We start from the raw sequence: 12,027 nt of genomic DNA, 5'->3' as shown, positions 1-12,027 counted from the left end.
CTCAAAGCTTGAAAACAGTGTCGACAGCCGCCGAGGAGGTACCCTCGTTGCTGGTGGCGGCATCGCGATCGGAGCCGAACGCAGTGATCTGGTAGACGCGGGTGGGTTCTTCGCTTTCCGGCGTACCCATGCCCAGCGTCGATTCGCCCTGGATGCAGGCATCGATGCGGCGCACGCTGACCACCGGGGCCGCCGACAGTTTCTGCTCACCGACCCAGCGGGTGGGATCGAAGCCGTCATCGCAGATGCGCTTGATGGCGTCAGCCTTCAACGCGCCGCCATCGCCGGTATTGTTGTCGATCTCCTCGATCGACCGCTCGGCATCGCGTACTGCTCGTTCGCTGGCCTGGAACGCCACGTTCGCGGCCCGGTAGTTGGAGGACATGCGCTCCTGCATGCTCGCCACCTGCATGCCGACCACGCCGATCAGCGACAGCAGGATCAACAGCATCAGGGCCACGTACAGCACCGCACCGCGCTGCTGCGTACGCCCCTGGAATCGACGGGAGACGGAGGGCTTCATGGGTCAGTTCCCGAACAGTCGGTTGCGCAGTGCCACGGACACCTCGTAGGAGGCACGGTAGCGATCGTCGTAGGTCGTGGGCGGATTGAAGCCAACGCCGAGCACACCCAGCTGGGCCACCGCCGTATTGGCCTGCTCGGCCGCGGCCCGCTGCGGGCTGCGCACCAGCAGCCCGAGCTGCACCAGGCCAACCCGACGCCACGCCGCGACAGCGGCGGCGTCAGTACCGGTACTGACCCCGCTGGCAGTCTTCTGGAAGGCGATTACCCCGGTCGGCGGCGCGGTGCTGCTGATCGCCGTCTCGGTATCCTGGCCGTAGAGGAACTGCAGGCTCTCGATGCCCTCCACCAGTTCCTCACCGGTGGCGAACGTGTTGTCGCCAGCGCCACGCGCGCGGTACAGCGCCGGTTCGCCAGCGGTATTGGTGGCCACGTAGTACGCCATCGATTCCACCCGATAGACCATGGTCACCGCGTTGTTGGCCGAATACGCCGAGAGATCGACCTTGCTGGCCGTGATCGTGCTGTCGGCGATTTTCCCGGCGAACACATCCACCTTGCTGCAATCGGCCACGGCAAACGCCGAGGGCGTGGTGACGGCACCGGCCGACAGTCGGGCTGCCGCGTCCTTGGCGATCGTGATGTCCGGTGAATTACCGGAACCGATGGACAGCACCGGCGAGCCTTCCGGCGCCAGGTAGCGCATCACGATGATGTCGCTGCCACCCAGCGGTTTGGGCTTCAGATTGGTGATCGCCGACGGCGTGCTGCCGGCAGCTCCCCAGCTTGCGCCGAGGGTCAGCTTGTTGCCAGGCGCGGTGCCCTGCGCCTCGTAACCCTGGATCGGCACCGAGAAGTCCATCGGGCTGCCATCACCCGACTTCACGCCGGCAATGTTGACCTTGACACTGTCCTGGGCGCGCACCAGGTGCGCCTGGTCGTTCACGCAGCCCATGTGCCCGGCCATCCGGATGTCGCGCTCGAGGAACTCCAGTGCGAATCGAGCGTTTTCCTGGGTGCGCGCGACACCCTCGGACAGCTGCGACGCCGCCCGCGAGGCCATGAAGATCTGGGTCACGCCCAGCATCAGCACCAGGCCGATGACCAGCGAGATCAGCAGTTCCACCAGCGAAAGGCCTGCCGCATGGCTGGCAACGGAAGGCGCGCGCTTCATAGACGGGTAACCAGGGTGAACGTGGTGATGCTGTCGGGATTGGCTGCGTTCCATCGCTCGTCTCCCCAGCCGATGCCCACCGTGACCAAGCCATCATTGACAGTCACGTTGGCGCTGGCCTTGCCTCCCAGCACCTTGACGACCTGGCATTGCCAGCGCGCCACGTTCGCCTTGGAGGCCGTCACGTCGGCACTGTTGGGCCAGGTGCAGGGGCCCGCCGGTGCGGTGACCGAGCCGGCGGTGAAGGAGGCCTTGGTGTATTCGCCACCGTTGAGGGTTTCGCTGCGCTGCACGCGCATCAGCTCGATCAGATCGTAGGCCAGGCTGGTGGCCTGGGTGCGCTGGCTGGCGCTCTGCACGAACCGCACGTTCATGGTCTGCAGCAGCGCAAAGCCAAGCAGGCCGAACGCCAGCACCAGCAGCGCGATCAGCACCTCGATCAGGCTGAAGCCACGACTGCGGGCGGGCCCGCCCAGGCCGGAACGACGACGTTTCATTTGCAGGTTCCTGCGGTGGAGCGGACCTGACCGGAGAACAGGACGATCAGGGTCCGCATGGGGTCACCCGCCTTGCAGCCTTGCGGCACCAGGCTCACGACCTGGTCGGCGGACGCGCGGCGGCGCCCCTGGGAGTCGAAGGAGATGACGGCCGGGCTGGGAGCCTCGACCGCCAGGCTGCTGCTGCCCTTGGAGAAGCGCAGCACGCTCTCGCTGCCGCTGACGGAGCCATCGCCATCGACGTCGCCCCAGGCCAGCATGCCCTTGCTCCACTCGCCATCGCAGGACGTACCGTTGCTGCTGCCGCACACCCCGCCACCGTGGCGGTTGCGGATGGCCTCGCTGCGGGCGAGCGACAACAGACCGATCACCTCGTTGTTGGTGGTGGTCAGGCGGTTGGAGCGCATCGCGGTGCGGAAGCTGGGATAGGAGATGCTGGCCAGAATGACCAGGATGACCAGCGTGATCATCAACTCGACCAGCGTGAAGCCGTTTTGCCGGCGCAAAGACATTGGACGCTCCCCAGCGTGTTGATGGCCACGATGGGCCATCGCCCTGCCACCGGCAAGCGGCGGCAGGATGAACGGTCAATCCAGGGCGACGGGCGTCAAAGCCTTGACGACCCGCCCCGCCCCACTCCGGCCGGCGCGATCCCCATCGCGCCGGCACAGGCTCAGGCCAGCACCTGGTAGCAGGGCTGGTATTCGCCGGAGATCTTCATCCGGCGCTGCTCGACGAAAGCGCGCAGCAGCCCGTCCAGGGCCTGCATCATGTCCGGGTCGCCATGGATCTGGAACGGCCCGAACTCTTCGATGCGGCGCATGCCGTCTTCCTTCACGTTGCCGGCAACAATGCCCGAGAACGCCCGGCGCAGGTCCGCCGCCAGCGCATGCGGTGCACGCCCGTGGTGCAGGTCCAGCGCCGCCATCGCCTCATGGGTCGGCACGAACGGCTGCTGGTACTCCCACGGAATCTCGATCGACCAGTTGAAGAAGAACGAGTCCTTCTGCGCCAGGCGGTGCTCGCGCACGCGCTTGATGCCATTGGCCATCTTCTTCGCCACCGCGACCGGGTCGCCGATGATGATCTCGTAGCGCTCGGCTGCTTCGTCCCCCAGGGTCAGGCGGATGAAGCGGTCGATCTGCTCGAAGTACGGCGCCGCCACGGTCGGTCCGGTCAGGATCAGCGGGAACGGCAGGTCCTTGTTCTCCTCGCGCAGCAGGATGCCGAGCAGGTACAGGATCTCCTCGGCGGTGCCGACGCCACCGGCGAACACGATGATGCCGTGGCCGATGCGGACGAAGGCCTCCAGGCGCTTCTCGATGTCCGGCATGATCACCAGGTGGTTGACGATCGGGTTCGGCGACTCGGCGGCGATGATGCCCGGCTCGGTCAGGCCGATGTAACGGGTGACCGTCCTGCGCTGCTTGGCATGGGCGATGGTGGCGCCCTTCATCGGGCCCTTCATCGCGCCCGGGCCGCAGCCGGTGCAGATGTCCAGGCCGCGCAGGCCCAGCTCATAGCCCACCTGCTTGGTGTACAGGTACTCGTCGCGCGAAATCGAATGGCCGCCCCAGCAGACCACCAGGTTCGGGTCGCCCGGGTTGAGGATGCGCGCGTTGCGCAGCAGGCCGAACACCGCATTGGTGATGCCTTCGGACGATTCCAGTTCGGCCGCGTAGGCCGGGCCCATCTCGATGGCCATGTAGGCCAGGTCACGCACCACCGCGAACAGCAGTTCGGCGACGCCGCGGATGATCTCGCCATCGACGAAGGCCATCGCCGGTGCGTTGACCAGGTCGATGCGCACGCCGCGATCCTGCTGTGCCACCTGGATGTCGAAATCCGGATACAGATCGCGCGCCGCGCGCGGATCGTCAGAGGCGCTGCCGCTGGTCAGCACGGCCAGCGCGCAGCGGCGCAGCAGTTCGTGCATGCCGCCGGCAGACGCATCGCGCAGGCGGGCCACTTCGGCCCGCGACAGCACATCCAGCCCGCCGCGCGGGTAGATCCGCGCGTCCTGCACCGGCAGTGCGCGGGCTGATTTTTCGTTCGTGGTCATGTCCAATTTTTCGCTTCCTTCAAGGTTTCCGACTGTACTGCCGCCCCCTTAAAAAGCAAAACGGCCGGGAAGCCCGACCGTTGGATGTGTGCTCCCCGCGTTCGCCTTTCCGGGACCGCATCGGCGGCGTTGGCACCGCGCACATTTCCGGATGCTACGCCGATGCGGAGTGGCCTGCAAGGACTTTCGCCTGAACGGAAAACGGCCGGGTTTCCCCGGCCGTTTTCACTTACTGCTTCAGGCTCTGACGGATCAGAACTTGTACTTCAGGGTCAGCTGCATCGACCAACGCGACACGGCGGTGTTGCCCTTGTCGTTGTTGTTTTCCTGGATCGAGGAATTGTCGGTACGGCCGGTGAAGTTGTACAGGTACTTGCCGGTAGCCGGGTCGATACCCGAGTAGTTGGCAACGCGACGGGTGGCGTAGAAGCCGTAGTCGTCGATCAGGCCCCACTTCTTGTTCAGCAGGTTGCCGACATTCATGATGTCCAGGGCGACTTCACCCTTGTGCCCCTTCACGAAGCCCGGGAATTCCTGGCTGATGCGGACGTCGAAGCTGTTGACCCACTTGGCGCGGTGCGAGTTGGCCGGGACCACGCTGCCACGATAGGCCTCGAGCTCCGGATTCTGCGCCAGCCAATCGAAGAACTTCTTCTCCATGTCGGCACCACCGGTGAAGATCACGTCACCCGGGCCCTTCGGCACGTAGAACAGGTCGTTGGTACCGGCACCGTCGCCATTCACGTCGTTGTAGTAGACGTAGCTGTACGGACGGCCCGAACGGCCTTCGTAGAACAGGCCAACGCGGGTGGCATTGTCACCGAAGAAGTTGTGCTTCCACTCCAGGGTGCCGGTGATGCGGTCCTTGATCGCGTAGCGCGAGTTGTACGCAACGTTGTCGTTGGCGTTCAGGCTCAGCGTGTTGTTCCAGTTCGAGGTGTTCTGCGAGCTGGACAGCGGGCTCACTTCCTTGGACTGGGTGTAGGTGTAACCCAGCGACCAGCCCCAGTTCTCGGTCAGCGGCTTGGCCAGCGAGAAGGTAGCCTGCGAACCACGACCCTTGTCGGTGTTGCGCAGCAGGATCACGTCGCCGATGTCACCCGGACGGTTGACGCGGTCACCCGGGCAGGTCCGATCGGTCGCCGAGCAGGCGCGGCCATTCTTCTGGCCAGCCTGCATGCCGTTCGGGCCGGCATTGGCGCCGTTCATGCCGTAGTCGTTCCAGTACAGCGCACGGCCATCCTGGCCAACCGAACGGTTGGCATTCGGGGACATCACGTCCAGGCGGTCGAAGTACAGACCATCCTTGACCTTGGTGAACAGCACTTCAGCCGACGCCACGATGCCGTACCACGGCAGCTCATGGTCGAACGCCAGGTTGGCCTTCCACACCGACGGCAGACGGGTGCCCGGAGCGATCAGGTCGACGTTCTGGCGGGCCGAGGCCAGCGACGGGTTCGGGATGTACGGGTTGTCGGCGTCGAAGCTGAAGCCACCCGGGTTGCGGGTCAGGTTGTACTCGGAGTAGTTCAGGCCGGTGTTCTGGTAGGCACCTGCCAGCCACACGTTCGGCGCAGCGCCGCCGAACAGGCCAACGCCACCGCGCAGCTGGGTCGGACGATCAGTGTCGAAGGTGTAGTTGAAGCCGACGCGCGGCTGGAACAGCTTCTTGTCGACCAGCTGGGTGTTGTTGAAGCCGTACAGCTGTTCGATGCGCGGGTTGTACAGGCGCTGGGTGCTGAAGTCCGGCATGTCGATACGGATACCGAACATCAGGCTCAGGTTGTAGTTGATCGCCCAGGTGTCCTGGATGAACAGACCGGTGTTCTTCAGGTGGAACTTGGCCGGGATGTCGTCAACGCTGCCGCCGGCGCGCGGGACGCGCACCTGGTAGGCCGACGGGGTACCGGCTTCAAATGCAGCCAGGTCGGCGAACTCGTACGCGCCGTACAGGTTGCGGCCGTAGAAGTTCATCAGGTCGTTGTCGGTGTAATCGAAACCGAACTTGACGGTGTGGTCACCGATGTACCAGGTACCGGCACCGAAGGCGCTCAGTTCCTTCGACTCGACGATGTTGGTGTGGGTGTTCTGCTCGGTACCCAGGTACAGCGAGTTGTTGCCGAAGCGCACGCGGATCTGCGGCAGGTGCGAGGCAGCAACGCGGTTGGACGAGTAGTCCTTGTGCGAAACCTTGAACTCGGTCGAGAAGTTCTCGGACCAGTCACTGAACAGTTCACCCATCCAGGTTTCGTACTGGGTCGGCTGGGTGTACCAGAAGTCGCTCAGCGAGATGGCGCTGTTGTTGACCTGCGGGAAGCGGACGACGTCCTGCTTCATCTTGTTGTAGCGCAGGGCCGCGCGGTGGTTCTCGTTGATGTTCCAGTCGAGCTTGATCGCGTACTCTTCGATCGAGGTCTTGTTGTCCAGCGCACCGATGCCGCCGACCGGGTAGCCCAGATCGGACATGCGCTTCTGCACGCGGGCGATGTCGGCGTCGCTGATGCCGTTCGGCTTGTTGTACGGGGTTTCGCCGAGGCTCACGCCGCCGCCGCTACGCTCGTACTTTTCATAGTTGGTGAAGAAGAACAGCTTGTCCTTGACGATCGGGCCGCCCAGGGTCATGCCGTAGGTCTTCTCGTCCTTGAAGCCGTTGAAGTCCGTGGTGTCACCTTCCAGGCGCGTACGGATCATGTCCTTGTCGCGGTACGAGCCGTACACGGTGCCGTGGAACTCGTTGGTACCCGACTTGGTCACGGCGTTGATCACCGCACCGGTACCACCTGCGATGGTGGTGTCGTAGTTGGCCAGGTCGATGTTGATTTCCTGGATGGCGTCCATCGACACCGGCTGACGCTCGGTCGGCAGGTTGTTGGACCCCAGGCCGAACGGATCGGAGGCGCTGATGCCGTCGATGCGGATGGCGTTGTAGCGCGTGTTCTGGCCACCGGCCGAGATCGCGCCGTCAGCCTTGCTGACCTGCGAGATGCGCGGGTCCAGGCGGATGTAGTCCTGGATGTTGCGGTTGGCCGACGGCAGCGCGTCCATCGTTTCGCGGGTCACGTTGCTGCCGGTGCCCATCTTGTTGGCACTGAACAGGTCCAGGCCACCCGCGGTGGCGACCACGTTCACTGCGTCCAGGTTGGTCGCAGCCAGGTCACCGCCGAGGCTGGCGTTGACGGTGTTGACCTGATTCAGGTTCAGGAAGACACCTTCTTCGGTCTTGGTACCTTCACCGGACTTGGTGATGGTGATGGTGTACGGACCACCCACGCGCAGGCCGCGCGCGTTGTATCGACCCGACGCATCGGTCGTCGCACGCGAAACGGTGCCCGACTCGGTGTGGGTGATGGTGACTTCAGCGCCGGCGACAGGCTGGCCTGCGGCGGACATCACCTGGCCACCGACACCTGCAGAGGTGCTCTGGGCAAAGGCGGGAGCGGCGGCAAGTGCGGCCACGAGACCAAGGGTAAGCTTGGACATCCGGAGTGGGTGGGTCATTTTTCGGTAGCCTCGATGCGAGTTGGCGATGGCGGAAAAAAAGCGCATCCAAACAGCCCTGCGGGTGGCTGGTCGGAGATTTATCTGGGGTTCCCTACCGCTTGGCTGAAGGCAGCCATAACGGTTAACACTAGATTAACACGCTACGCCATCAATGTGACGGTTGTGCGACAAACGGCACCGGATCGCAACGCAATCGTGACGGGTTCTTCACTCCGCCTTTCCCCGGGGCTCACTCGCCGGGGAATGCCTGGCTGGCATCGAGAATCTGGCCCCGCCAGGCGCTGCCAGCGCTGGACAGCAGGGCCACGGCCGCAGCAGCGGCGGCCTCCGGGCCCTGCGCGGCCGGGTCCTGGTCGACGGAATAGGCCCGGGCGCGCAGCGCCGTGCGCAGGGGGCCCGGATACAGGCCGCTGACCCGCACCGGGCTGCGGCCAAGTTCGTCGTGCAGGCTGGTGATCAGCCCGCGCAGGCCATGCTGGGCCACGCCGTACCCACCCCAATAGGCCTGCCCCACCCGTTCGGAGGCATCGACCGCAAACACCAGGGCGGCATCCTCGCGCTGCCGCAGCAGCGGCAGGCAGGCCTGGGCCAGCCATGCCGGAGCAGTCAGGGTGACGTGGACCGCACGGGCGAAGCTGGCCGGGTCGGCCAGTTCGAACGGGGTCAGGCCGGGGAAATGCGCGGCGCAGACCAGCACTCCATCCAGCCGCCCCAGCTCGCGCTGCAGGGCCTGGGCCAGTTCGGCATAGTCGTCAGGGCCCGCACCTTCAAGATCCAGCGGATACAGCAGCGGTTCCGGGCCGACGGCCTGGACCTGGGCATAGACACGGTCCAGGCGGCGCGGCTTGCGGCCCAGCAGGACCACGGTAGCCCCGGCGGCGGCGGCGGCAACGGCCGCCGCACTGCCCAGCCCACCGCCGGCGCCGGCAACCAGCACCACGCGATCCTGCAACGGGCGGCCATCGAGCGCCCCGTTGGCCGGTGACGTCGATGGCCAGGCACTCATCCCTGGGTCGCCTCTTCGACGATGCGCTTGAGCTCGCCGGCTTCAAACAGTTCCAGGACGATGTCGCAGCCGCCGATCAGTTCGCCGTTGATGAACAGCTGCGGGAAGGTCGGCAGGTTGGAGAACCGCGGCAGGTTGGCGCGGATCTCGGGTTCTTCCAGCACGTTGACGGTGCGCAGGGTGACCGCCCCGGCTGCCATCAACGCCTGCACGGCGCGGCTGGAGAAGCCGCACATCGGGTATTGCGGGGTGCCCTTCATGAACAGCACGAGCGGGTAACGATCGACCTCGGCCTGGATTTGCTGCATTACCGCCACAACCTCACTCCTTGCTTCGCCGGACAAACCGACCGCGGTGGTCGGCTAGACTGCCCACGGTAGCCGCCATTGTAAGCGGATGGAACCGGCTGCCGCCGCCCCTCTGGCCACGAACCTGTCCATGCCTGTCGAATTGCCTGCCCTGCCCTACCTTTCCGGCTCCCTGCAGCCGCACCTGTCCGCACAGACCCTGGAGCTGCACCACGGCCGCCACCATCGCGCCTACGTGGATGCGGTCAATGCCGGCATCCTCGGCACCGAGTGGGAGGACGCGTCACTGGAGGAGATCGTCCGCCAGGCCCAGGGAAAGCTGTTCGATGCGGCCGCCCAGGCGTGGAACCATGGCTTCTACTGGCAGTGCCTGCGCCCCCGAGGCGGCGGCGAACCGCAGGGCCGCCTGGGCGAGCTGGTCAAGCGCCAGTTCGGCGACGTGCAGCGCCTGCGCGAGGAATTCAACCGCACCGCGCTGGGCCTGTTCGGCTCGGGCTGGGTGTGGCTGGTGCAGCACCCGGGCGGGCAGCTGGGCATCCAGGCGACCCGCAATGCCGGCACGCCGCTGACGGGTGAAAGCACCCCGCTGCTGTGCTGCGATGTCTGGGAGCATTCCTACTACACCGACTACCAGAATGACCGCGCGCGTTATCTGGAGGCGTTCTGGCAGCTGGTCAACTGGGAATTCGCCGAAAGCCAGCTGCGCTGAGTGCATCCGCCGGGCATGGCCCGGCGCTGCCACGCCCGACACGGTAGCGCCGGGCCATGCCCGGCGACACGATGGGCTTCACGCGCTTTCGTGCGCGGCCACCGCGTCCATCACCCGCGCTGAATACACCAGCGCCGCACCGGCATTGAGCGACACCGCCACACCGAGTGCCTCGGCGATTTCCTCGCGGCTGGCACCGTGCTTCAGCGCGGCATCCACGTGCACGGTGATGCAGCCGTCGCAGCGGGTGGTGACCGCCACCGCCAACGCGATCAGCTCGCGGGTCTTCGCATCGAGGTGGTTGGTCTGGGCCCCGGCATTGGCCAGCGTGGCGTAGCCCTTCACCGTATCCGGCGAGAGCTTGCCGATCTCGCCGATGCGGCCCTTCAGTTCCTTGCGGTAAGCATTCCAGTCGAGCATGGGGGTGACTCCTGTGAAAGGAGCTCCACGCTACCACCGGGAATGTTGCGCCGATGCCTGCACCGGCGCGCCACACCGTTGCAGCCACACAGGGTAGTGCCGGCCGCTGGCCGGCCCCCTTTGCTCAGCGGTTGCGCAGCGCGTGCACCGCCGGCGCCACCTGCGCCTGGCGATCCAGCTCCAGGCCGACCTGCTCCAGCGCATCGGCCAGCGCGGCAGCCTCGTCATCGCGCAACGTGGCGTGGCCGACCTTGCGACCTTCGCGCGGCTCCTTGCCGTAGTCGTGCCAATGGCCGCTGGCCTGGCCCAGCACCGGCGCGGGATCCGGCATCGCGCCCAGCCAGTTCAGCATGCAGGCATGGCCGAGCATGCGGGTGCTGCCCAGCGGCAGGCCCAGCACGGCACGCAGATGATTCTCGAACTGCGAGGTCTCGCTGCCTTCGATGGTCCAGTGGCCGGAGTTGTGCACGCGCGGCGCCATCTCGTTGGCCAGCAGTTCGCCATCGCGGCAGAACAGCTCCAGCGCGAACACGCCGACGTACTGCAGGTGCTCGGCAACGCGGCGGGCATAGCCGATCGCGGCCTGCTGCTCGGCATCGGAGAGCACGGCCGGGGCCACGCTGGCCGACAGCACGCCGTCGACATGCCAGTTGCCGGTGACCGGCCAGGCCTCGAAGCTGCCATCGCGGCCACGCACGGCCACCACGCTGACCTCGCGCTGGAACGCCACGAAGCCTTCCAGGATCAGGCCGGTACGCTCGACCTGCGCGCCCAGCGCATCCCACGCGGCGTCGATGTCGGCCTCGCTGCGCAGGCGGAACTGGCCCTTGCCGTCGTAACCAAGGCGGCGGGTCTTGAGGATGCACGGCAGGCCGAACTCAGCCGCCTTCGCCGCCAGCTCGTCACGGCTGCGGATATCGGCAAAGGCCGGCAGCGGGATGCCCAACTGCTGGAACAGGGTCTTCTCGCTCAACCGGTCCTGGGCCACCGCCAGCGCGGCCGGCGGCGGATAGACCGGCACGCGGTCGGCCAGGAACTGTGCGCTGTCAGCCGGCACGTTCTCGAAATCGAAGGTGACCACGTCGACCTTGGCAGCGAAGTCCGCCAGCGCCTGGCGGTCATCGAAGGCACCGACGGTGAGCGGCGCCAGCGGGCCGCTGCAGGCGTCGGCCGCCGGGTCGTACAGCTGGAAGCGCAGCCCCAGCGGCGCACCGGCCAGGACCATCATGCGGGCGAGCTGGCCGCCGCCCAGGATGCCGACGGTCAGACTCATTGGCGCGGATCGTCGTGGGCCATCACGTCTTCGGTCTGGCGTGCACGGAAGGCGTCGAGCGCCTGGCCGATCGCCGGCTGGTCGCTGGCCAGCATTGCGGCGGCGAACAGCGCGGCGTTGGACGCGCCGGCATTGCCGATGGCGAAGGTGGCGACCGGGATGCCGGCTGGCATCTGCACGATCGACAGCAGCGAGTCCATGCCGTTGAGGGCCTTGGACTGCACCGGCACGCCCAGAACCGGCACGGCGGTCTTGGCGGCGATCATGCCCGGCAGGTGGGCGGCCCCGCCGGCACCGGCGATGATCGCGCGCAGGCCACGCGGGCCCGCCTGCTCGGCGTAACTGAACAACACATCCGGCGTCCGATGCGCGGACACCACCTTCACTTCGAACGGAACACCCAGGGCTTCAAGCTTCTGGGCGGCGTGCTGCATGGTTTCCCAGTCGGAACGGGAACCCATGACGATGCCGACAAGCGGCGCGATCGGGTTTGGGGTCATTGGCCGTCACCTGCCTTAAAGACGTATTCTAGCCGTCTTCCACGCAAGACGAAGA

Annotated in this window: 12 protein-coding genes; 1 reads left to right on the top strand and 11 read right to left on the bottom strand. The window is 66.1% G+C overall.

Translation table 11 applies throughout. From position 1 onward, the window contains the following. Window position 1 precedes the first annotated feature (1 nt). The 8 genes from QP552_RS07230 to grxD all read right to left on the bottom strand — a co-directional run bounded on the left by QP552_RS07230 (window position 2) and on the right by grxD (window position 9,079). Window positions 2–523, bottom strand: coding sequence for a PilX N-terminal domain-containing pilus assembly protein (locus tag QP552_RS07230; protein ID WP_049432582.1), 522 nt, complete (start codon window positions 521–523; stop codon window positions 2–4). Window positions 524–526: 3 nt separating this feature from the next. Next, window positions 527–1,696 (bottom strand): PilW family protein, encoded by a 1,170-nt coding sequence (locus tag QP552_RS07225; RefSeq protein WP_111112430.1) that lies wholly within the window; start codon window positions 1,694–1,696, stop codon window positions 527–529. Further along, window positions 1,693–2,193 carry a type IV pilus modification protein PilV gene (pilV, locus tag QP552_RS07220; RefSeq protein ID WP_106549010.1) on the bottom strand — a complete coding sequence of 167 codons (501 nt, stop codon included), beginning with the start codon at window positions 2,191–2,193 and terminating at the stop codon, window positions 1,693–1,695. The genes QP552_RS07225 and pilV overlap by 4 nt, the downstream gene beginning before the upstream one ends. Next, window positions 2,190–2,705: a Tfp pilus assembly protein FimT/FimU gene (locus QP552_RS07215; RefSeq protein WP_043034372.1), complete on the bottom strand. Its 516-nt coding sequence runs from the start codon at window positions 2,703–2,705 to the stop codon at window positions 2,190–2,192. Before QP552_RS07215 ends, pilV begins: the two co-directional genes overlap by 4 nt. 161 nt (window positions 2,706–2,866) lie before the next feature. Next, window positions 2,867–4,255: a nucleotide 5'-monophosphate nucleosidase PpnN gene (ppnN, locus tag QP552_RS07210; protein WP_049432572.1), complete on the bottom strand. Its 1,389-nt coding sequence runs from the start codon at window positions 4,253–4,255 to the stop codon at window positions 2,867–2,869. Window positions 4,256–4,507: 252 nt separating this feature from the next. Beyond that, window positions 4,508–7,753: a carboxypeptidase regulatory-like domain-containing protein gene (locus tag QP552_RS07205; protein WP_111112429.1), complete on the bottom strand. Its 3,246-nt coding sequence runs from the start codon at window positions 7,751–7,753 to the stop codon at window positions 4,508–4,510. A 232-nt stretch (window positions 7,754–7,985) separates the two neighbouring features. Continuing rightward, window positions 7,986–8,762 carry an SDR family NAD(P)-dependent oxidoreductase gene (locus QP552_RS07200; RefSeq protein WP_286075432.1) on the bottom strand — a complete coding sequence of 259 codons (777 nt, stop codon included), beginning with the start codon at window positions 8,760–8,762 and terminating at the stop codon, window positions 7,986–7,988. Further along, window positions 8,759–9,079 carry a Grx4 family monothiol glutaredoxin gene (grxD, locus tag QP552_RS07195; protein WP_005408852.1) on the bottom strand — a complete coding sequence of 107 codons (321 nt, stop codon included), beginning with the start codon at window positions 9,077–9,079 and terminating at the stop codon, window positions 8,759–8,761. The genes QP552_RS07200 and grxD overlap by 4 nt, the downstream gene beginning before the upstream one ends. A gap of 121 nt (window positions 9,080–9,200) precedes the next feature. On the opposite strand from grxD, the gene QP552_RS07190 reads away from it, so the two are divergent. Next, entirely contained in the window at window positions 9,201–9,779 is a 579-nt protein-coding gene (locus QP552_RS07190; RefSeq protein ID WP_286075431.1) for a superoxide dismutase, read from the top strand. A 78-nt stretch (window positions 9,780–9,857) separates the two neighbouring features. Here QP552_RS07190 and QP552_RS07185 read toward each other — a convergent pair whose 3' ends face one another. From QP552_RS07185 to purE, 3 genes are all read right to left on the bottom strand, one after another. Then, window positions 9,858–10,199: a carboxymuconolactone decarboxylase family protein gene (locus QP552_RS07185; protein WP_004152082.1), complete on the bottom strand. Its 342-nt coding sequence runs from the start codon at window positions 10,197–10,199 to the stop codon at window positions 9,858–9,860. A 124-nt stretch (window positions 10,200–10,323) separates the two neighbouring features. After that, entirely contained in the window at window positions 10,324–11,472 is a 1,149-nt protein-coding gene (locus tag QP552_RS07180; RefSeq protein ID WP_286075429.1) for a 5-(carboxyamino)imidazole ribonucleotide synthase, read from the bottom strand. Beyond that, window positions 11,469–11,972: a 5-(carboxyamino)imidazole ribonucleotide mutase gene (gene purE / locus QP552_RS07175; RefSeq protein WP_005412808.1), complete on the bottom strand. Its 504-nt coding sequence runs from the start codon at window positions 11,970–11,972 to the stop codon at window positions 11,469–11,471. The genes QP552_RS07180 and purE overlap by 4 nt, the downstream gene beginning before the upstream one ends. Between the last annotated feature and the right edge of the window lie 55 nt (window positions 11,973–12,027).

The organism is Stenotrophomonas sp. 59, assembly GCF_030291095.1.
GTDB classification, from domain to species: domain Bacteria; phylum Pseudomonadota; class Gammaproteobacteria; order Xanthomonadales; family Xanthomonadaceae; genus Stenotrophomonas; species Stenotrophomonas maltophilia_Q.
Note: the sequence above shows the minus strand (reverse complement) of the source record. Positions and strands in the feature narration are given on the sequence as shown.

What these genes read in the sequence shown, in the direction of transcription:
- QP552_RS07230 (WP_049432582.1), bottom strand. Translation starts at nt 523, where the DNA reads ATGAAGCCCTCCGTCTCCCGTCGATTCCAGGGGCGTACGCAGCAGCGC.
- QP552_RS07225 (WP_111112430.1), bottom strand. Translation starts at nt 1,696, where the DNA reads ATGAAGCGCGCGCCTTCCGTTGCCAGCCATGCGGCAGGCCTTTCGCTG.
- pilV (WP_106549010.1), bottom strand. Translation starts at nt 2,193, where the DNA reads ATGAAACGTCGTCGTTCCGGCCTGGGCGGGCCCGCCCGCAGTCGTGGC.
- QP552_RS07215 (WP_043034372.1), bottom strand. Translation starts at nt 2,705, where the DNA reads ATGTCTTTGCGCCGGCAAAACGGCTTCACGCTGGTCGAGTTGATGATC.
- ppnN (WP_049432572.1), bottom strand. Translation starts at nt 4,255, where the DNA reads ATGACCACGAACGAAAAATCAGCCCGCGCACTGCCGGTGCAGGACGCG.
- QP552_RS07205 (WP_111112429.1), bottom strand. Translation starts at nt 7,753, where the DNA reads ATGACCCACCCACTCCGGATGTCCAAGCTTACCCTTGGTCTCGTGGCC.
- QP552_RS07200 (WP_286075432.1), bottom strand. Translation starts at nt 8,762, where the DNA reads ATGAGTGCCTGGCCATCGACGTCACCGGCCAACGGGGCGCTCGATGGC.
- QP552_RS07190 (WP_286075431.1), top strand. Translation starts at nt 9,201, where the DNA reads ATGCCTGTCGAATTGCCTGCCCTGCCCTACCTTTCCGGCTCCCTGCAG.
- QP552_RS07185 (WP_004152082.1), bottom strand. Translation starts at nt 10,199, where the DNA reads ATGCTCGACTGGAATGCTTACCGCAAGGAACTGAAGGGCCGCATCGGC.
- QP552_RS07180 (WP_286075429.1), bottom strand. Translation starts at nt 11,472, where the DNA reads ATGAGTCTGACCGTCGGCATCCTGGGCGGCGGCCAGCTCGCCCGCATG.
- purE (WP_005412808.1), bottom strand. Translation starts at nt 11,972, where the DNA reads ATGACCCCAAACCCGATCGCGCCGCTTGTCGGCATCGTCATGGGTTCC.